The organism is Microbacterium sp. NPDC012755, assembly GCF_042901325.1.
GTDB lineage: Bacteria > Actinomycetota > Actinomycetes > Actinomycetales > Microbacteriaceae > Microbacterium > Microbacterium natoriense.
Map to the genome: position 1 here is coordinate 161,178 of NZ_JBIBCT010000002.1, position 18,615 is coordinate 179,792.

Below are 18,615 nucleotides of genomic sequence, written 5' to 3' on the forward strand. Positions count from 1 at the left end.
CGTTATGCACATTGTGAGATAGTCTGCCACATAACGGTTATGGACTACCACTGAAAGCTGGCCCCGATGTCGCGTTCCCCCCGCTCACGCCGTGTCGAGATCCTCTCCGAGGAACGCTACGTTCAGGCGGAGTCCCCGCGCTGGGACGCGCGCGACGGAACCTTGGCGTGGATCGACATGTCGACCGGCAGGTTCCATCGCGGCAGCATCGCCGACGGCAGGGTCGTGGCCGGCCCCTCCGTCGTCGTCGGCGCCCAGATCGGCGCTCCCGCTCCGCTCGCCGATGCGGGAGCGGGGTGGGCGGTCGCCGTCGACCGCGGATTCGTCCACGTCGGGGACGACGGGTCGGTCGTCCCGCTGATCGCCGACCTCGCCGCACCCGGCGACTACATGAACGACGGCGGGTGCGACCCCGCCGGACGCTTCTGGGTGGGCAGTCAGTCGATGCCCCGCGACCCGCACTGCGCACTGTGGAGCATCGACGCGGACGGCGTCGCCACCGAGAGGCTCGGCGGGGTCACCGTGTCCAACGGGCTCGTCTTCGACGACTCCGGTTCGACGCTCTACTACATCGACACGCTGCCCCATCGCAGCATCGAGGCCTTCGACGTCGCCCCGGACGGGCGCCTCTCCGGACGGCGCACCGTGTGCCGCGTCGACGGCGGCAACCCCGACGGCATGACCATCGACGAGGAGGGCATGCTCTGGGTCGCGGTCTGGGATGCCGCAGAAGTGCGTCGTTACTCTCCCGCGGGTCGGCTCGTGGAGACGATCGAGCTCCCCGCGAAGCGACCGACCGCCGTCGCCCTCGTCGACCGACTCCTCGTGATCACGACGGCGAGCGTGGGGCTGGAGCATCCATCGACCGCGGACGGCGCGCTGCTGGGTGTCGAGGTCGATGCTCCCGGCGCGCCCGCGCTGCCGTGGCGCGGGCGGCATCCGCGTCCATAGGCTTCCCATCGGGCGTCCCTCAGGTCCCCATAGCGGTGGTGCATACCGTCATCCTCACCCGCGAAATCGCGCGGAGGAAGGAGACACATGTACGGGACATATCTGCGGCGCGAACTGGCGGGCCGCAAGAGACAGACGCTGATCGTCGCCATCGGCCTGGCGATCGCCATCGGCCTGGTGATCGTCGTCAACGCGCTCACCACGGGAGTCCGCGATGCGCAGGCCCAGGCGCTGGAGTCGGTGTACGGGGTCGGCACCGACCTCACCGTGACCGGCGCCGCAGCAGAGCCGGGGGAGGGCGGACCCCAGCGCTTCGACTTCGGCGCTGACGACGGCAGCACAGACGGAGAGACGACGACCCTCAGTCGCTCGACGCTGCGGACCGACTTCATGCGCGGCACTCTGGAGAGCTCGGTGCTCGACACGGTGTCCTCGACGAAGGGCGTTGCCGGGGCATCCGCGGCGCTCAGCCTGACCGACTCCACGTTCACGGGCGAGATGCCGAGCGGAGGATTCTCTCCGCAGGGTGGCCAGAGTGCTCCCCAGGAGGGCGAGACCGCCCCGCAGGGCGGCGCAGACGGATCGGGCGGCGGCTCGTTCGGAATCGACTCGTTCTCCGTGCTGGGGATCGACCCGGGGACGGCATCCGTCGGACCGCTGGCCTCGGTCGAAGTCAGCGACGGCCGCGCCTTCACCAGCGGCGATGCGGGGGCGCTCGTCGCGCTCGTCGATGCGACCTACGCGGCGACGAACGAGATCGCCGTCGGCGGCACGATCGACGTCGCCGGCTCGACCGTGCAGGTCGTCGGCATCGTCGCCTCGACCTCCGACACCGCCGACACCGCGGCGAACGTCTATCTGCCGCTCGACACCGCGCAGGAGCTCTCCGGCGCGGGCGACGTCGTCTCGACGATCTACGTGCAGGCCGACTCCGCATCGGGGATCGATGCGGTGCAGACGGCGCTGACGAAGGAGCTGCCCGATGCGACGGTCACCTCGCAGTCCGAGCTCGCCTCCACCGTGTCCGCGTCGCTCTCGAGCGCGACCTCGCTGATCACGAACCTCGGCACGTGGCTGTCGGTCATCGTGCTCGCCGTGGCCGTGCTCATCTCGGTGCTGCTCACGCTCTCCGGCGTCTCGCGACGCACGCGGGAGTTCGGCACGCTCAAGGCGATCGGCTGGTCCAACGGCAGGGTCGTCCGTCAGGTCGCCGTGGAGTCGATGCTCCAGGGGCTGATCGGCGGAGCGGCGGGCCTCGTCCTCGGCATCGCGGGGATCGTGCTCATCAACGTGCTGAAGCCGACGGTCGCCGCCTCGAGCGGCGGTGCACAGGGCGGTCCCGGGGGTCAGGGCGGCCCCACGGGAGGCGGCATGTTCCAGGTGCAGCAGGCGGCGGACATCGTGCTCCACGCGCCGTTCACCCCCTGGGTGCTCGCCGCCGCGGTGGGCCTCGCCGTCCTCGGTGGACTGGTCGCCGGCGCCTTCGGAGGATGGCGGGCCGCACGGCTCAGCCCGGCCGAGGCACTGCGCTCGGTCGCATGACGGACTCATACGGACAAGGAGAATCAGACATGAGCATCGCAGAAGCAGTGCACTCGGCGGAGGACACGGAACCAGGGGTTCCGCTCTACCAGGCGGAGGGTCTCACCCGCACCTACGCGCAGAAGGGGCGCACGGTCACCGCAGTGACCGGCGTCGACCTCGCCATCATGCCGGGCGAGTTCGTCACGATCCAGGGGCCGACGGGCGGAGGGAAGTCGACGCTCCTGCAGCTCCTCGGCGCTCTCGACCGGCCGTCATCCGGATCGCTCCGATTCGGCGGAGCGGAGCTCGCCCGTGCGTCCGCGCGCGAGCTCAATCGGATTCGCGCCGAGGAGATCGGGTTCGTGTTCCAGGGTTTCAACCTGATCCCGACGCTCACCGCGTCGGAGAACGTGAACATGGCGCTGGAGCCGTTGTCGCTCGGACGAGCGGAGCGGGAGTCGCGGGTCGCCGCCGCGCTCGCCCACGTCGGCCTCGACGACCGGGGTAGGCACCTGCCGACCGAGCTCTCCGGAGGACAGCAGCAGCGGGTCGCGATCGCCAGGGCCATCGTCAAGCGCCCTCGGGTGCTGCTGGCCGACGAGCCGACGGGCAATCTGGACGAGAGCATGCGGGACGAGATCCTCACGCTGCTGGAGAACCTGTGCGCCGAGGGCATCACGATGATCGTCGTCACCCACGATTCGGCCGTGGCCCGTCGGGCGACGCGGCGGCTGCGTCTGGCGAACGGACGCGTGCAGGACATCACGCGCTGAGCAGATGACGAAGGCCCCGGCGGTGAGCCGGGGCCTTCGTCATGGTGTCGGACGCGCTCAGTGCGTGTCTTCCGCCTCGATCTCGGTGCGGTCGCCCGACCACAGAGTGTGGAAGGTGCCGGGCTTGTCGATGCGCTTGTAGGTGTGCGCGCCGAAGAAGTCGCGCTGGCCCTGCACGAGGGCGGCCGGCAGGCGGTCGGCCCGGATGCCGTCGTAGTACGACAGCGACGAGGAGAACGCGGGAGCGGGGATGCCGGCCTCGGCAGCGGCGACGACCACGCGGCGCCACGCCGCCTGGGCGCGACCGAAGACCTCGGCGAAGTACGGCGCCGTCATCAGCACGGGCAGACCGGGCTCGGCGTCGTAGGCGTCGGCGATGCGGTTGAGGAACTGCGCGCGGATGATGCAGCCGCCGCGCCAGATCTTGGAGATGGCGCCGAGGTCGATCTTCCAGTCGTACTCCGCTGCACCGGCGCGGATCTCGTCGAAGCCCTGCGAGTACGCGACGATCTTCGACGCGTACAGCGCGAGGCGCACGTCCTCGATGAACGCCTCCTGATCGGCGACGGCGAACTCCTCGTCGGGGCCGGGGAGGGCGGATGCCACGGCGCGCTGCTCGGGGTGCGAGGACAGCGAGCGGGCGAAGGTGGCCTCGGCGATGCCAGAGACCGGGACGCCGAGCGAGAGGGCCGTCTGCACGGTCCATGCGCCGGTGCCCTTCGCGCCCGCCTGGTCGACGATGACGTCGACCAGCGGCTCGCCGGTGGCGGCGTCGATCTGGCGCAGCACCTCGGCGGTGATCTCGATCAGGTAGCTCTCCAGCTCGCCCTTGTTCCACTCGGCGAAGATCTCGGCGATCTCGGCCGGCGACTTGCCCGTGCCGCGGCGGATGAGGTCGTACGCCTCGGCGATGAGCTGCATGTCGGCGTATTCGATGCCGTTGTGCACCATCTTGACGAAGTGGCCGGCGCCGTCGTGGCCGACGTGCGTGACGCACGGCTCGCCCTCGGCGACGGCGGCGATCGACTTCAGGATCGGGCCGAGGGTCACCCACGACTCGTCGGAACCGCCGGGCATGATCGACGGGCCCAGGAGTGCGCCCTCCTCACCGCCGGAGATACCGGCGCCGACGAAGTTGATGCCGGTCTCGCGGACGGCCTTCTCGCGGCGGATCGTGTCGGGGAAGAAGGCGTTGCCGCCGTCGACGATGATGTCGCCGGGCTCGAAGACCGAGACCAGGGAGTCGATCACGGCATCCGTCGGGCCGCCGGCCTTGACCATGATGATCGCGGTGCGCGGCTTCTGCAGAGAGTCCGCGAACTCCTGGTAGGTGGAGGCCGGGATGAAGCCCGCCTCCGGGTGCGCGTCGAGCACGGACTGCGTCTTCTCGTAGCTGCGGTTGAAGATCGCCACGGTGTTGCCCTCGCGGCTCGCGAGGTTGCGGGCGAGGTTCGAACCCATGACGGCGAGTCCGACGACTCCGATGTTCGCTGATGCTTCGGGCACAGAGGGCTCCTCGATCGTGAAGTAGGGGATGAACCCAGATTATCGCGACGTGGAGAGCGGGAGCGCGCGTGTGTCGTGGATGCGCGGAGCATCCGACGAACGAGGAGGCGCGGGGGAGTCAGTCCTTGCGGTAGCCCGAGCGGCCGAGGGAGAACAGCGCGGCGAAAGTGAACACCGCCGCGCAGACCGTCATCGCGCCGATCAGCCATGCGAGTGCGTGTGAGAGGAAGGCGCCGTCGAGCATGGGATTCTCCGTGATCTGGGTGGGATGATCGGTGGCTACAGCCTATCGGGTGATCGGGTACCATTGAGGATGTACCTCGGCGAGGGACGCTTCTGCGCGTGCGCAGGCGTCCGTTATCGACGCGGCGGAGCAGGCCCGGTGGCTTTCTCGCGCGTCTGCGTTCGAGATCATGACGAAGAGACCACCGCGTGGCGCACCGCTGCGTGTCCCGAAGGAGAACCACATGTCTGAAGACACCAAGGTCCAGGCCGAGCTGCGCAGCAACTTCGGCAAGGGCTTCGCCCGCCGCCTCCGCGCCGCCGGCAAGATCCCCGCCGTCATCTACGGCCACGGCACCGAGCCGGTGCACGTCGCACTGCCCGGCCACCAGGTCTCGCTCATCATCCGTCGCGCGAACGCCGTTCTCGAGCTCCAGATCGAGGGCAAGGGCGACCAGCTCACCCTGGTCAAGGACGTGCAGAAGGACCCGGTGCACCAGATCATCGAGCACATCGACCTGCTCGTGGTGAAGAAGGGCGAGAAGGTCACGATCGACATCCCCGTCGTTCTCGTGGGCGAGTCCGCTTCCGGAACCATCGCGAACCTCGACGCGACCACCCTGTCCATCGAGGCCGAGGCCACGCACATCCCGGAGAACCTCGAGGTGTCGATCGAGGGTCTCGAGGACGGCGCGCACATCACCGCCGCCGATGTCGTCCTGCCCAAGGGCTCGACGCTGCTCTCCGACCCCGAGGTGCTCGTCGTCGCGATCTCCGTCCCGTCCTCCGGCACCGCCGCGGACGATGAGGCGGACGCCGCCGCCGAGGCCGAGGCCGCCGCGGAGTAATCTCCGACCGATTCACCGCAGAGGGGGCGCGAGCAGATCGCGCCCCCTCTGTCGTATCCTGACCGAGTCCTGCGGACGCGCGGGCGAAAGGACGATGAGATGGCATCCACCTGGCTGGTGGTCGGACTCGGCAACCCGGGACCCCGGTACGAGACGACGAGGCACAACATCGGGCAGATGGTCGTCGACGAGCTCGCCTCCCGTCGGAACGAGAGCTTCCGCGAGCACAAGGGCGGAGCGCGGGTCGTGGAGACCTGGCTGCGGCCCGGCGGCGACAAGCTCGTGCTCGCGAAGCCGAACACCTTCATGAACGTGTCGGGCACACCGGTCGCGGCCCTCGCGCGCTTCTACTCGGTGCCGCCGGAGCAGATCATCGTCGTGCACGACGAGCTCGACATCCCCTTCGACACCGTGAAGCTGAAGACCGGTGGAGGCCACGGAGGGCACAACGGCGTCCGCGACATCGCGCGCGCCATCACCACCCCCGACTTCCCGCGCGTGCGCGTGGGCATCGGACGGCCGGTCGGACGACAGGATCCCGCGGACTGGGTGCTGTCTCCGTTCGGCAAGGACGAGCGTGCGAACCTGCCCATCCTCGTCTCGGACGCGGCGGATGCCGTCGAGCTCCTCGTCGCAGAAGGACTGCTCGCGGCGCAGCAGAAGCACCACGCGCCGCGCTGATCCTGTCGGGGCTCAGGAGCCGCCGAGGCCCGTCGCGGTGCCGATCGAGACCGAGAACAGCAGGATCACCCAGAAGCCTCCGGCGCCGATCACGGCGAGGATCAGGCCGGCGATGCCGAGGCCACGCCGCTGCTTCTTGGCGATCGCGATGATGCCGACGACGATCGCAGCGATGCCGAGCACCGTGCCGACCCAGAACGAGATCTCCGTCCAGAGCACCTGGTCCCGCGCGGGGGACAGCAGCGAGAGGAACTCGGGATCGCTCGCGTCGAACCCCGACGAGGGGAGGTGGCGGCCGATCTCGAAGCCGGAGACTCCGGCGATGATCGGGATCACGATCGCGGCCACCACGGCGAAGATGAGCGAGAGGGTGCCGAGCAGGCCCGAGGGCTTCGCGGATGCCGCCTCCGGTGCGGCGTAGGCTCCTGCGGGGGCCGCATAGCCGCCCACCGGGACCTGATACGCACCGGGAGGAGCCTGGTACGCGGGGCCGGGAGCGGGAACGCCGGGCGCCGCCGCCGGGTATGTCGGGGGCTGCGCCGGGAACGCCGGGGGCTGCGCCGTGAAAGCCGGCGGCTGCGCCGGGTATGCCGGAGGCTGCGCCGGGTACGCGGGCGGCTCTGCCGGGAAGGCGGGCGAAGGCTGCGCGACAGGGGGAGCGACCGGAGGAACCGGCGGCATCTGCGGTGACGTCGTATCCGCACCCTGCGGGGCAGGGGGCACGGGAGGAAGGGCGCCGGAGGGCGGGGGCAGCTGCGGATCAGTCACGCCCCCATCCTAGGGCCGCCGCGATCAGATGCGCCGCAGCAGCCCGACGCGATCATAGACGTCGCCCAGGGTGGCGTCGGCGACGGCATCCGCGCGCTGCGCATTGGCCGCGAGGATCCTGTCGAGCTCGGCGGGGTCGTCCAGCAGTTCGAGCGCGCGGGTGCGGACGGGCTCGAACTCGTTCACGACGACCTCGGCCAGACCCTTCTTGAAGTCGCCGTAGCCACGGCCCGCGTACTCGTCTTCGATCGAGGCGACCTGACGACCGGTGAGGGCCGCATAGATCGTCAGCAGGTTCGAGACCCCGGGCTTGGTCTCGCGGTCGAAGCGCACCGAGCCCTCGGTGTCGGTCACCGCGCGCATGATCTTCTTCGCCGACTTGGCGGGGTCGTCCAGCATCCACAGGACGCCGGCATCGCTCTCGGCCGACTTCGACATCTTCGAGGTCGGGTTCTGCAGATCGTAGATGCGCGCCGTGTCCTTCTGGATCACGGGGCGCGGTACGACGAACGTCTCGCCGAAGCGCGAGTTGAAGCGCTCGGCGAGGTCACGGGTGAGCTCGACGTGCTGCTTCTGGTCGTCTCCCACAGGCACCACGTCGGTCTGATACAGCAGGATGTCCGCGGCCATCAGGACCGGATACGTGAACAGTCCCACGCTCGTCGCGTCGGCTCCGTAACGCGCCGACTTGTCCTTGAACTGCGTCATGCGCCCGGCCTCGCCGAAGCCCGTGATCGTGGAGAGGATCCAGGCGAGCTCGGCGTGCGCCCGCACGTGCGACTGCACGTAGAGAGTGGACTGCGAGGGCTCGATGCCGGCTGCGATGTACTGCGCCGCGGTGCGGCGCGTCTTCTCGCGGAGCTCGGCCGGGTCCTGCGCGACGGTGAGCGCGTGCAGATCGACGACGGAGAAGTACGCGTCGTAGGAGGTCTGCAGCTCTCGCCACTGCAGGAGCGCGCCGATGTAGTTGCCGATCTGGAGGGAGTCGGCGGAGGGCTGCATTCCGGAGTACAGGCGAGGTTTGTTCACCCGTCAATCCTATGCGCCGTGCGACGAGGCGCCGCGTTCCGCATCCTCTACCCTGTGGCTATGGGAGAACGACGCAGGAGGGAACGAGCGCTGTACGTCGAGATCCTCATCGATGCGCCGATCGAGCGCGTCTGGGAGTTGACGCAGACCCCGGAGCACCACGTGCGCTGGGACGGCCGCTTCACGACGATCCGGCCTACGCGTGTCCGTGACGACGGCGCGCAGGAGTTCGCGTACGAGCTCGACCTCGGCATCCACACCATCCGCGGCACCGGCGTCTCGCGAGGGGACAGGCGCGGTCGCGCGGGGGAGCGCACCTCCGCCCTCCTCTTCGACACCGCCGACCCGCTCTCGCCGCTCGGCGCCGGCCGCGGATACTGGCGGTATGTTCCCACCGGCGACGGCGTCCGCTTCATCACCGGATACGACTACGCGCCGGGGTGGGGGCTGCTCGGACGCCTCCTCGATCCGCTCGTCACGCGCCCGTTCGTGTGGTGGCTCACCGCATGGAGCTTCGACAGGCTGCGGCTCTGGGCGGAGCAGGACGTGCCGCCGGAGGCCACCGGGTTCTGGCGTTCCGTCATGCCCGGTCGGCGACAGCGCGCCCACGCGAGGAGGTGCCTGTCACGTCCCGTCGCCGCAGGAGGCACGATCATGCAGCAGGCGCCGGATTCGCTGTCGGAGCTGCACGCATGAGCGCCGACGGGATCTTCGCCAGGGCGCTCGGCGCCGATTTCGCGCGCCTGCATCCGGAGATGCAGCGCCGCTTCGGCGTGGGGGTCGCCGCAGGCTATGGCTGCGTCGGACGGGGCGTGATGAACGAGGTGCGCCGAGGCCCGTGGTGGACACTGCCGTTCCTCGCCATCGGCACGCTGCGCAACATCCTGTTCCCCGACCGAGGGACCGACATCCCCTTCCAGATCGACAACCATGCGTACGTCGACAGCCTGGGGCGCGAGACCGTCACGTTCGTGCGGACCATGGAGATCAGGCCGGGTCTCCGACGCCGTTTCGATGCCACGATGATCTACAGCGACAGCAGGGGCCGGATCGTCGACTACCTGGGTACGCACCAGCACCTGGCCGTCGACCTCGACCTCGCCGTCACCGACGACGGCGGGCTGCGGCTCACCTCGGGCTCCCAGCGTTTCTACGAGGGGCCGATCGCGTTCCGCTTCCCGATGCTGTTCAGCGGACGGGCCCACCTCACCGAGCGCTTCGATGACGAGCGGGGATGCTACGTCATCGATCTGGAGGTGCGCAACGACGTGCTGGGCTTCCTCTTCGGGTACCGGGGCACGTTCACCTGCGATTTCGTCGACGGACAGGGCATGCCGGAGACGGTGAAGCCGTACCGCGAGGAACGGCGAGAGTGATCATGCCCGGCGATCGGGAGGGCGTTCCGGTCGGGAGCGGAGAGGCGTTCCTGCGGGCATTGGGCGCCGACGCCGCGCTGCTGCACCCCGAGATCGCCGCCCAGATGCGCACACCAGCGTCGCACGCCCGGGGCGAGGGCGTGTTCGCGCGCGCCGGGAGCCGATACCGTCTGCTCAACGCCCTCGCGATGCCTTTGCTGGGGAGGGATGCCGTCGTGACGCGCATCGCCTCGGACGTGCCGTTCTCGGTGCTCACCGAGTCGACCGTGACGACGGTGGCGGTCGGGGACGCTGTGATCGAGAGGGTGACGCTCCACACCACGCGGGAGTTCCGCTTCCCGAGCGGTGCGCAGCGCGTCTCCGATGTGATGACCACCAGCGTGCACCCCGGACTCGTGCGCACGCTGCTCGGCGAGCGCGGACGCGTCGAGCTCATCGAGGAGTGCGCGGTCGGAGACGGCGGGACCCTGCGCATGCGAACCCGCCGCGCGGCACTGCGTCTCGGCGGCCGCCGGATCGCCCTCCGCGGCATCCTCGCCGTGCACGTGGACGTCGAAGACGGATGGGACGACGACAACGCCCGACGCACGATCGCCGTCACCGTGCGGAATCCGCTCGCAGGAACCCTGCTCGAGTACCGGGGCTGGTATCGGTACTCGAGCGTCGAGGATCAGTAGCTGTAGTCGACGACCACCGGCGCGTGGTCGCTCCAGCGCTGGTCGTAGGCCGCGGCGCGCGCGACGTGATAGGCCGTGACGCGCTCGGCGAGGGCCGGAGTCGCGAGGTGGTAGTCGATCCGCCAGCCGGAGTCGTTGTCGAAGGCCTGGCCGCGCATGGACCACCAGGTGTACGGGCCGTCGACCTCACCGTGGAACCGGCGCCCCACGTCGACCCAGCCGAGACCGGTGCCCACGGAGCCGTCGACCCCTTCGACATCCGCACCGGCTTCGCCGAGGAAGCGGTCGAAGTAGGCGCGCTCACGGGGGAGGAAGCCCGCCTTCTTGCGGTTGCCGCGCCAGTTCTTGATGTCGAGCTCGCGGTGCCCGACGTTGAGGTCGCCGGTGACGAGCGCGAGCGCATCATCCTTCCCGAGCTCGGCGAGACGGGTCGAGAACGCGTCGAGGAACTTCCACTTCTCGTCCTGCTTCGGGGTGTCGGCCTCGCCCGTGTGGACGTACGCGCTCACCACGGTGAGCGGACGCCCGCCGATCTCGAAGTCGGCCTCGATCCAGCGGCCCTTCGAATCGAAGTCCTGGTCGCCGAAGTCGGTGCGCGAGGCGATCGCGGGGGTGCGGCTGGCGATGGCGACTCCCGCGCGACCCTTGGCGCTCGCCTCGTCGTGCACGAAGGTCCAACCGGGGAGGGCCGCTTCCAGGTGCTCGTCCTGCCCGCGGACCTCCTGCAGCGTCAGGATGTCGACGTCTGCGGTGTCGAGCCATCCGCTCATCCCGTTGCGAGCCGCTGCGCGGATCCCGTTGACATTGACCGTGGCGATGCGCAGATGAGACATGGACACAAGCCTATGGGGCGCCGCCGACATTCCGGGGGGACCTGGGCCGGTTCAGCTCGCTCAGGAGGCGCTGTGCGATCGGCGTGCTGGGCTCGGCGGGCGGGGGAGCGGCGGCCTCGAGAGCCTCGAGGTCGGCCTCGGCGGCGCGCAGGTCGCGCCCCGCCGCCCAGGCGCGGTGCCACGGAGCGGCGTCGAGCGCGGCCGTGGCCTCACGGACGCGGATCCGCGCCGCGGTCAGCAGCGCCTGGTACTCCGCCAGCCGCCTCTCCGCCTCGGTCTGCTGCAACAGCGGGACGTCACGGTCGGACGCCGCCACCGCGATCCAGGAGGAGGCCACCAGCATCACGACGCCGTTGATGCGGAACCAGAGCAGGAGGCCGATGAAGATCGCGAACGTCGCCAGCAGCGGATTCGAGGGCGTGTAGCTCAGCAGGAAGCCGGCCCCGAACTGGAGGATCGTCATCGCGCCGCCGCCGAGAAGAGCACCGGGCCAGATGATGCGCCAGTGCAGCGACGTTCCGGTGAGGAAGCGGACCATGGCGGCCAGAGCCGACGACAGCAGCACGAACGAGATGAGGACGGTGCCGATGTGGATGCTGAGGTTCAGTCCGCCGGAGCCCGTGTCCCAGCCCAGCAGGTCGAGGAGCCAGCTCAGGATCCCCGCGCTCGCCGAGCTGAGCAGCGAGCCGGCGATCAGTGCGACGCCGAAGATCAGCGCGGCCAGCAGGTCTCTCGCCTTCAACAGCACGTAGCTGCGGCGGTCCGGTGGCAGGCCGAAGATGTCCCTCGTCGCGCGTCGGGAGAAGGTGACCCACCCGATCGCCGTCCAGATCACGGTGCCGAGGGCGATCAGACCGGTGACGCTGAGGACCCCTGTCGTGTTCGCAGCGATCTCCTGCACCTGATCGGGAGTGATGAGGCCACCATGAGGGACGATCAGGTTGGGGATGTAGCTGTTGATGACCCCGATCATCCCCTCGACCGCCTCCGTGCTCCCTCCCAGCCACAGGCCGGCGATCGCGAACGCGAGGTAGATCGCTGCGAAGATCGCGAACAGCGCCTGATAGCTCACGCCTGCGGCGAGGAGGAACCCGTTGTGCTGCAGGAAGTGGCGCCAGACGCGCACGGGGAAGAGGCCGAGCGTGCGCCGGGTCAGCGCCGTGGCGCGTTCGACGGCCACATCGAGGCGACCGGCTTCGGGCGCGGCGCCACCGGAATCAGACACGCCTCCACCCTATCCAAGGGCGGAGGCGTGTCGAACAGCGTGAGAGAGGTCAGGGACGACCGCGGAGAACCGCCTGCTTGACCTCGGCGATGGCCTTGGTCACCTCGATGCCGCGGGGGCAGGCCTCGGAGCAGTTGAAGGTCGTGCGGCAGCGCCACACGCCCTCCTTGTCGTTGAGGATGTCGAGGCGCACGGCGGCGTTGTCATCGCGCGAGTCGAAGATGAAGCGGTGCGCGTTGACGATCGCGGCCGGGCCGAAGTACTGCCCGTCGGTCCAGAACACGGGGCACGACGAGGTGCACGCGGCGCACAGGATGCACTTGGTGGTGTCGTCGAAGATCTCGCGGTCGGCGATGGTCTGGATGCGCTCCTTGCCCTTCTCGGGCACGGAGCTCGCCACCAGGAACGGCTGCACCTCGCGGTAGGAGGCGAAGAACGGCTCCATGTCGACGACGAGGTCCTTCTCCAGCGGCAGACCCTTGATCGCCTCGACGTAGATCGGCTTCGAGATGTCGAGGTCCTTGATCAGCGTCTTGCAGGCGAGGCGGTTGCGGCCGTTGATGCGCATCGCATCGGAGCCGCAGATGCCGTGGGCGCACGAGCGGCGGAAGGTCAGCGAGCCGTCGACCTCCCACTTGATCTTGTGCAGCGCGTCGAGCACGCGGTCGGTGGAGTAGAGCTCCACGTCGTAGTCGACCCAGTGCGGCTCCGCGTCGACCTCGGGGTCGAAACGGCGGATGTTGAAGGTGACGATGAAGGACTGGATGACCTCGGATGCCGAGTCTGCTGCCGGTGCTTCTGCGACTGCGTTCGCCATGCTCAGTACTTCCTCTCCATCGGCGGGTAGTTCAACTCGCCCTGTTCGTTCTTCGTGAACACGACGGGCTTCCAGTCCAGCCGGATGTGGTCGCTCGGGTCGGCGGAGTGCGCGTCTCCCGTGAGGTACGCCATCGTGTGCTGCATGTACTTCTCGTCGTCGCGCTTCGGGAAGTCGTCGCGCATGTGGCCGCCGCGGCTCTCCTCGCGGTTCTGCGCCGCGTAGACGACGACCTCGGCGATGTCGAGCAGGAAGCCCAGCTCGACGGCCTCGAGCAGATCGGTGTTGAATCGGTGGCCCTTGTCGTCGACGTGGACGTTCTTGTACCGCTCGCGCAGGTCGGCGATGACGCCGAGCACGTGCTGCAGGGACTCGTGGGTGCGGAACACCTGAGCGCCCTTGTCCATCTCGTCCTGCAGCGTCTTGCGCAGCACGGCGATGCGCTCGGTGCCCTGGTTGTTCCGCAGTCCCTCGAGCATGTCGGAGACGAATGCCGCCGGGTTCTCGGGCAGCGGGACGAACTCCGCGGTCTTGACGTACTCGACCGCGTTGCGGCCGCTGCGCTTGCCGAACACGTTGATGTCCAGCAGCGAGTTGGTGCCGAGGCGGTTGGCTCCGTGCACCGAGACGCACGCGCACTCGCCGGCGGCGTAGAGACCGGGGACGACCGTGTCATTGTCCGCCAGCACCTCTCCGTTGTTGTTCGTGGGGATGCCGCCCATCGCGTAGTGCGCGGTCGGCATCACGGGGACCGGCTCGACGACCGGGTCGACGCCCAGGTACGTGCGGGCGAACTCGGTGATGTCTGGGAGCTTGGTCTCCAGGACCTCCGCGCCGAGGTGCGTGCAGTCGAGCAGCACGTAGTCCTTGTGGGGCCCGGCGCCGCGGCCGTCGAGGACCTCCTGCACCATGCAGCGGGCGACGATGTCACGCGGAGCGAGGTCCTTGATGGTCGGGGCGTAGCGCTCCATGAAGCGCTCGCCCGAGGCGTTGCGCAGGATCGCGCCCTCGCCGCGGGCGCCCTCGGTGAGGAGGATGCCGAGGCCGGCGAGGCCGGTGGGGTGGAACTGGAAGAACTCCAGGTCCTCGAGGGGGAGGCCCTTGCGCCACACGATGCCGACGCCGTCTCCCGTGAGGGTGTGCGCGTTCGAGGTGGTCTTGAAGATCTTGCCGAAGCCGCCGGTCGCGAAGATCACGGCCTTGGCCTGGAAGACGTGCAGCTCGCCCGTGGCGAGGTCGTAGGCGACGACGCCAGAGACCTGGGTCTTGCCGTCGGCATCCTTCACCGTCAGCAGGTCGAGCACGTAGAACTCGTTGAAGAAGTTGATGCCGAGCTTGACGCAGTTCTGGAACAGCGTCTGCAGGATCATGTGCCCCGTGCGGTCCGCGGCGTAGCAGGCGCGGCGGACAGGGGTCTTGCCGTGCTCGGCGGTGTGACCGCCGAAGCGGCGCTGGTCGATCTTGCCCTCGGGGGTGCGGTTGAAGGGCAGGCCCATGTTCTCGAGGTCGATGACCGCGTCGATCGCCTCCTTGGCGAGGATCTCCGCCGCGTCCTGGTCGACGAGGTAGTCGCCGCCCTTGACCGTGTCGAAGGTGTGCCACTCCCAGCTGTCCTCCTCGACGTTCGCGAGGGCGGCGGCCATGCCACCCTGCGCTGCTCCCGTGTGGGAGCGCGTCGGGTAGAGCTTGGAGATCACCGCGGTCCTGGCCCCGGGACCCGCCTCGATGGCGGCGCGCATGCCGGCGCCGCCGGCGCCCACGATGACGATGTCGAACTGGTGGTAGTGCACGCCGTCGCGGACGACGGACTCCTGCGCCTCAGTAGTCACTTTTTCGTATGCCTTCTCTATCAGTTAGCCACGGCCTGGCAGGTGTCCCACAGGGTGCTCGACTCGGTCACTCCGAGGCACGGGTCGAACGTGAAGACCACGAGCGTGCCGAGGAGGATGAGGAGGCCGGCTGCGAGGCCCAGTGCCCAGATGAGCACCTTGCGTGCCGTGTTGTTCGTGACGTAGTCGTTGACGATGGTGCGCATGCCGTTGGCGCCGTGGATGAGCGCGAGCCACAGCATCAGCACGTCCCACCACTGCCAGAACGGCGTGGCGAACTTGCCGGCGATGAATGCGAAGTCGAGGGCGTGGATGCCCTCGCCGACCATCAGGTTGATGAAGAGGTGGCCGAAGATCAGCACCACGAGCACGATGCCGGAGCCGCGCATGAAGAGCCAGCCCCACTTCTCGAGGTTGAATCCGCGCTGACGGCGGATCGGGGCCGCGACGGTCTGAGCGGTCATCAGTGTCCTCCTCCGAAGCCGGCGAACGCGAGCGCGAGGTGGCGCGGCACGAAGCCGGCCATCAGCACGGCCCAGACGCCGATGACGACCCAGAACAGCTGACGCTGGTACTTGGCGCCCTTCGACCAGAAGTCGACCGCGATGATGCGCAGGCCGTTCATCGCGTGGAACACGATGCCGGCGACCAGTACGACCTCGCCCAGCGCCATGATCGGGTTCTTGTAGGTGCCGATCACCGCGTTGTACGCCTCCGGCGACACCCTGATGAGCGCTGTGTCGAGCACATGCACCAACAGGAAGAAGAAGATGGCGACTCCGGTGATGCGATGAAGCACCCACGACCACATGCCTTCGCGGCCCCGATAGAGGGTGCCGCGCGGGGTCTTTGACGTGGTTTCCGAAATCGACGGTGTCAAGCGAGCGCTTGTGGACACGGTCGTCCTCCCTGGATCGAAGTGACTCGGTCGCGTGCAGTGCGTGGTCCAAGTGTGAGCCTGTCATCACATCAGGCACGGCCGATCGGTGTCCATCCTATTCCTGTCAGATCGCTGAGAGCGACGAAGGGCAACCTAAGTGTCTCGATGTCGAGAGGATTTCCGCATGGTGTCGAGAGCCTGTGCGCATGATGGGCGGCGGGTACTCTGGCCAGGTGACCCAACCGATCAAGGACTTCTACGCGGTGATCCCTGCTGGCGGCATCGGGAGCAGGCTCTGGCCGCTGTCGCGGGCGGACGCCCCCAAGTTCCTGCACGACCTCACCGGCTCTGGTCATTCGCTGCTGCGTGACACGTGGGACAGGCTGGAGCCGCTCGCCGGGCACGACAGGATCGCCGTGGTCACCGGCCGCGCGCATCGCGCCGCGGTGGAGGAGCAGCTCCCCGACATCCCCGATCTCAACGTCTTCCTCGAGTCGGAGCCGCGCGAGTCGGCGGCGGCGATCGGCCTGGCCGCCGCGATCCTGCACCGCCGCGACCCCGACGTGATCATCGGCTCGTTCAGCGCCGACCACGTGATCCGCGGCACCCGCGTGTTCGAGTTCGCCGTGCGGGATGCCGTCGAGGTCGCGCGCGAGGGGTACATCTGCACGATCGGCATCACGCCGACCGAGCCCGCCATCGGCTTCGGCTACATCAAGCAGGGGGAGGAGCTCGTCGTCGACGGCGCCCGCGAGGCGTCTCTCGTGGAGAGCTTCGTCGAGAAGCCCGACTTGGAGACCGCGAAGGCGTACATCGCCGACCGCAGCTATCTCTGGAACGCGGGCATGTTCATCGCCAAGGCGAGCGTGCTGCTCGACGAGCTGGCGATCAACGAGCCGGAGCTGCACGCGGGGCTCATCGAGCTCGCCGAGGCGTGGGACGACCGGGACCGTCGCGGCCCCGCCGTCGACCGCATCTGGCCCCGCCTGAAGAAGATCGCCATCGACTACGCCGTCGCGGAGCCCGCGGCCCAACGCGGCCGCCTCGCCGTGGTGCCCGGCCACTTCGACTGGGACGACGTGGGCGACTTCGCCTCTCTCACCAAGCTCATCACCAACGGCCGCAAGAACGACCTCGCCGTGCTCGGCCCCAAGGCCAGGGTGCTGTCGGATGCGGCGAGCGGCATCCTCGTGAGTCAGACGAGCCGCGTGATCAGCCTGGTCGGGGTGAAGGACATCGTGGTGGTGGACACCCCGGACGCCCTGCTGGTGACCACGGTCGAGCACGCGCAGCGCGTCAAGGGCGTCGTGGAGTCGCTGAAGCTGACGGGGCGAGGCGACGTGCTCTGATGAGCACGCTTGCATGCTCATCTGCTGGATTGATTTCAGCTTTGTAACCATTCGCCAGCAGGTGCGGGCCGGATATGCCCAAACGTCGAAACAGTAGGTAACTTTGAGCGATCCGCGATGGCCGCGGGTTCGCTGAGGGAGGCATGAGTTGACCATCTCCACCACCAAGAAGCTGCTGAGCGCAGCCGTCGCCGCGGGCGTCATCTTCGCCCTCGCCGGCTGTGGCCAGGCTCCGACCGACAAGCCGGGCGGCTCTGACAAGCCCGCTGCATCCGACTTCACTCCGTGCATCGTCTCCGACGCCGGAGGCTTCGACGACAAGTCGTTCAACCAGCTCTCCTTCGAGGGCGCGAACAAGGCCGCCGAAGAGCTGGGCGTGACGCTCAAGAAGGCCGAGTCGAACGCCGAGACCGAGTACGGCCCCAACATCGACAACATGGTCTCCGAGGGTTGCAACACGATCGTCACCGTCGGCTTCGCGCTCTCGCAGGCGACCGTCGACGCGGCGACCGCCAACCCCGACACCGACTTCATCCTCATCGACGACGCGGGCGGCGACAGCAAGCCCGACAACGTCAAGCCGCTGCTCTACAACACGGCCGAGGCCGCGTTCCTCGCGGGCTACCTCTCCGCCGGCTACAGCAAGACCGGCAAGGTCGGAACGTACGGCGGCATGGAGTTCCCGACCGTCACGATCTTCATGGACGGCTTCAAGCAGGGCGTCGACTACTACAACACCGAGAACAGCACGGCCGTCGAGGTCATCGGCTGGGACGGCAAGACCGGCTCCTTCACGGGTGGCTTCGAGGCCAACCAGGACGCGAAGACCACCGCGACGAACATCATCGACCAGGGTGTCGACGTGCTCTTCCCGGTCGGCGGTCCGATCTACCAGTCCGGCCTCCAGGCCATCAAGGACTCGGGCAAGGACATCGCGCTGATCGGCGCCGACGCCGACCTCTTCAACACCGACCCGACCACGGCCGACTTCGTGCTCACCTCGGTGCTCAAGGCCATGGACGTCTCGACCTACGAGGCCGTCAAGTCCAGCGCAGAGGGCAAGTTCTCCGGTGAGCCGTACATCGGCACCCTCGAGAACGAGGGCGTGGGCATCGCCCCGCTGCACAACTTCGAGAGCAAGGTCGACGCCGAGCTCGTGAAGAAGGTCGACACGATCAAGGCGGACATCATCTCCGGCAAGATCAAGGTCACCTCGTACCTCAGCGAGTAACAACCACCACAGCATCGGGGAGGCCGGCCCAGTCGGCCTCCCCGATGTCGTCTGCCCGGGCGATCTCTGGGCAGCACGGCGATGTCATGAATAGGA

Annotated in this window: 20 protein-coding genes; 10 read left to right on the forward strand and 10 right to left on the reverse strand. The window is 68.5% G+C overall.

What is annotated here, in order from left to right; genetic code table 11:
* Positions 1-66 precede the first annotated feature (66 nt).
* The 3 genes from ACFY5A_RS17925 (at position 67) to ACFY5A_RS17935 (ending at position 3,248) form a co-directional block, all read left to right on the forward strand.
* A complete protein-coding gene (locus ACFY5A_RS17925) occupies positions 67-951 on the forward strand; it encodes an SMP-30/gluconolactonase/LRE family protein (protein WP_387236272.1) in 885 nt (294 codons plus the stop codon).
* 87 nt (positions 952-1,038) lie between these two features.
* Positions 1,039-2,493: an ABC transporter permease gene (locus ACFY5A_RS17930; RefSeq protein WP_387236273.1), complete on the forward strand. Its 1,455-nt coding sequence runs from the start codon at positions 1,039-1,041 to the stop codon at positions 2,491-2,493.
* 29 nt (positions 2,494-2,522) lie between these two features.
* Positions 2,523-3,248 carry an ABC transporter ATP-binding protein gene (locus ACFY5A_RS17935; RefSeq protein ID WP_387236276.1) on the forward strand — a complete coding sequence of 242 codons (726 nt, stop codon included), beginning with the start codon at positions 2,523-2,525 and terminating at the stop codon, positions 3,246-3,248.
* 57 nt (positions 3,249-3,305) lie between these two features.
* Here ACFY5A_RS17935 and gndA read toward each other — a convergent pair whose 3' ends face one another.
* Complete coding sequence (gndA, locus tag ACFY5A_RS17940; RefSeq protein WP_105672235.1) at positions 3,306-4,754, reverse strand: NADP-dependent phosphogluconate dehydrogenase; 1,449 nt, start codon at positions 4,752-4,754, stop codon at positions 3,306-3,308.
* A 118-nt stretch (positions 4,755-4,872) separates the two neighbouring features.
* A complete protein-coding gene (locus ACFY5A_RS17945) occupies positions 4,873-4,998 on the reverse strand; it encodes a hypothetical protein (RefSeq protein WP_341941679.1) in 126 nt (41 codons plus the stop codon).
* A gap of 223 nt (positions 4,999-5,221) precedes the next feature.
* On the opposite strand from ACFY5A_RS17945, the gene ACFY5A_RS17950 reads away from it, so the two are divergent.
* Positions 5,222-5,824: a 50S ribosomal protein L25/general stress protein Ctc gene (locus ACFY5A_RS17950; RefSeq protein ID WP_105672234.1), complete on the forward strand. Its 603-nt coding sequence runs from the start codon at positions 5,222-5,224 to the stop codon at positions 5,822-5,824.
* A gap of 99 nt (positions 5,825-5,923) precedes the next feature.
* Positions 5,924-6,505, forward strand: a complete 582-nt coding sequence (pth, locus tag ACFY5A_RS17955; RefSeq protein ID WP_105672233.1) for an aminoacyl-tRNA hydrolase — start codon at positions 5,924-5,926, stop codon at positions 6,503-6,505.
* A 12-nt stretch (positions 6,506-6,517) separates the two neighbouring features.
* Here the strand turns inward: pth and ACFY5A_RS17960 are convergent, their stop codons facing one another.
* Positions 6,518-7,273 (reverse strand): hypothetical protein, encoded by a 756-nt coding sequence (locus ACFY5A_RS17960; RefSeq protein ID WP_387236280.1) that lies wholly within the window; start codon positions 7,271-7,273, stop codon positions 6,518-6,520.
* 24 nt (positions 7,274-7,297) lie between these two features.
* Complete coding sequence (gene trpS, locus ACFY5A_RS17965; RefSeq protein ID WP_341941681.1) at positions 7,298-8,302, reverse strand: tryptophan--tRNA ligase; 1,005 nt, start codon at positions 8,300-8,302, stop codon at positions 7,298-7,300.
* A 60-nt stretch (positions 8,303-8,362) separates the two neighbouring features.
* Between trpS and ACFY5A_RS17970 the strand changes: the two genes are divergently transcribed.
* Genes ACFY5A_RS17970 through ACFY5A_RS17980 form a run of 3 tightly spaced genes read left to right on the forward strand, consistent with a single transcriptional unit; the run spans position 8,363 to position 10,355 of the window.
* On the forward strand, positions 8,363-8,998 hold the full coding sequence (locus tag ACFY5A_RS17970; protein WP_387236283.1) for an SRPBCC family protein: 636 nt from the start codon (positions 8,363-8,365) through the stop codon (positions 8,996-8,998).
* Positions 8,995-9,678: a DUF4166 domain-containing protein gene (locus tag ACFY5A_RS17975; RefSeq protein ID WP_341941683.1), complete on the forward strand. Its 684-nt coding sequence runs from the start codon at positions 8,995-8,997 to the stop codon at positions 9,676-9,678. The genes ACFY5A_RS17970 and ACFY5A_RS17975 overlap by 4 nt, the downstream gene beginning before the upstream one ends.
* 2 nt (positions 9,679-9,680) lie before the next feature.
* Positions 9,681-10,355 (forward strand): DUF4166 domain-containing protein, encoded by a 675-nt coding sequence (locus tag ACFY5A_RS17980; RefSeq protein WP_387236286.1) that lies wholly within the window; start codon positions 9,681-9,683, stop codon positions 10,353-10,355.
* Here the strand turns inward: ACFY5A_RS17980 and ACFY5A_RS17985 are convergent.
* Genes ACFY5A_RS17985 through sdhC form a run of 6 tightly spaced genes read right to left on the reverse strand, consistent with a single transcriptional unit; the run spans position 10,349 to position 15,957 of the window.
* A complete protein-coding gene (locus tag ACFY5A_RS17985) occupies positions 10,349-11,188 on the reverse strand; it encodes an exodeoxyribonuclease III (RefSeq protein ID WP_341941684.1) in 840 nt (279 codons plus the stop codon). The two genes, ACFY5A_RS17980 and ACFY5A_RS17985, sit on opposite strands and share 7 nt — an antisense overlap.
* A 10-nt stretch (positions 11,189-11,198) precedes the next feature.
* Positions 11,199-12,413 (reverse strand): YihY/virulence factor BrkB family protein, encoded by a 1,215-nt coding sequence (locus tag ACFY5A_RS17990; RefSeq protein WP_341941685.1) that lies wholly within the window; start codon positions 12,411-12,413, stop codon positions 11,199-11,201.
* Positions 12,414-12,462: 49 nt separating this feature from the next.
* Positions 12,463-13,230 (reverse strand): succinate dehydrogenase iron-sulfur subunit, encoded by a 768-nt coding sequence (locus tag ACFY5A_RS17995; protein WP_105675371.1) that lies wholly within the window; start codon positions 13,228-13,230, stop codon positions 12,463-12,465.
* A gap of 2 nt (positions 13,231-13,232) precedes the next feature.
* Complete coding sequence (gene sdhA, locus ACFY5A_RS18000) at positions 13,233-15,059, reverse strand: succinate dehydrogenase flavoprotein subunit (RefSeq protein ID WP_341941686.1); 1,827 nt, start codon at positions 15,057-15,059, stop codon at positions 13,233-13,235.
* Positions 15,060-15,079: 20 nt separating this feature from the next.
* A complete protein-coding gene (locus tag ACFY5A_RS18005) occupies positions 15,080-15,523 on the reverse strand; it encodes a succinate dehydrogenase hydrophobic membrane anchor subunit (protein WP_105675367.1) in 444 nt (147 codons plus the stop codon).
* Positions 15,523-15,957, reverse strand: coding sequence for a succinate dehydrogenase, cytochrome b556 subunit (sdhC, locus tag ACFY5A_RS18010; protein WP_105675364.1), 435 nt, complete (start codon positions 15,955-15,957; stop codon positions 15,523-15,525). The genes ACFY5A_RS18005 and sdhC overlap by 1 nt, the downstream gene beginning before the upstream one ends.
* A 215-nt stretch (positions 15,958-16,172) precedes the next feature.
* Between sdhC and ACFY5A_RS18015 the strand changes: the two genes are divergently transcribed.
* Positions 16,173-17,288: a mannose-1-phosphate guanylyltransferase gene (locus tag ACFY5A_RS18015; RefSeq protein WP_105675399.1), complete on the forward strand. Its 1,116-nt coding sequence runs from the start codon at positions 16,173-16,175 to the stop codon at positions 17,286-17,288.
* Positions 17,289-17,436: 148 nt separating this feature from the next.
* A complete protein-coding gene (locus ACFY5A_RS18020; protein ID WP_341941687.1) occupies positions 17,437-18,519 on the forward strand; it encodes a BMP family ABC transporter substrate-binding protein in 1,083 nt (360 codons plus the stop codon).
* Positions 18,520-18,615: the final 96 nt, after the last annotated feature.

Excerpts from the sequence above, each read along its gene's own strand:
- ACFY5A_RS17975 (WP_341941683.1), top strand. The coding sequence starts at position 8,995 with ATGAGCGCCGACGGGATCTTCGCCAGGGCGCTCGGCGCCGATTTCGCG.
- ACFY5A_RS17995 (WP_105675371.1), bottom strand. The coding sequence starts at position 13,230 with ATGGCGAACGCAGTCGCAGAAGCACCGGCAGCAGACTCGGCATCCGAG.
- ACFY5A_RS17930 (WP_387236273.1), top strand. The coding sequence starts at position 1,039 with ATGTACGGGACATATCTGCGGCGCGAACTGGCGGGCCGCAAGAGACAG.
- ACFY5A_RS17935 (WP_387236276.1), top strand. The coding sequence starts at position 2,523 with ATGAGCATCGCAGAAGCAGTGCACTCGGCGGAGGACACGGAACCAGGG.
- ACFY5A_RS17970 (WP_387236283.1), top strand. The coding sequence starts at position 8,363 with ATGGGAGAACGACGCAGGAGGGAACGAGCGCTGTACGTCGAGATCCTC.
- ACFY5A_RS17980 (WP_387236286.1), top strand. The coding sequence starts at position 9,681 with ATGCCCGGCGATCGGGAGGGCGTTCCGGTCGGGAGCGGAGAGGCGTTC.
- ACFY5A_RS17985 (WP_341941684.1), bottom strand. The coding sequence starts at position 11,188 with ATGTCTCATCTGCGCATCGCCACGGTCAATGTCAACGGGATCCGCGCA.
- ACFY5A_RS17950 (WP_105672234.1), top strand. The coding sequence starts at position 5,222 with ATGTCTGAAGACACCAAGGTCCAGGCCGAGCTGCGCAGCAACTTCGGC.
- pth (WP_105672233.1), top strand. The coding sequence starts at position 5,924 with ATGGCATCCACCTGGCTGGTGGTCGGACTCGGCAACCCGGGACCCCGG.
- ACFY5A_RS17945 (WP_341941679.1), bottom strand. The coding sequence starts at position 4,998 with ATGCTCGACGGCGCCTTCCTCTCACACGCACTCGCATGGCTGATCGGC.
- ACFY5A_RS18005 (WP_105675367.1), bottom strand. The coding sequence starts at position 15,523 with ATGACCGCTCAGACCGTCGCGGCCCCGATCCGCCGTCAGCGCGGATTC.
- ACFY5A_RS17925 (WP_387236272.1), top strand. The coding sequence starts at position 67 with ATGTCGCGTTCCCCCCGCTCACGCCGTGTCGAGATCCTCTCCGAGGAA.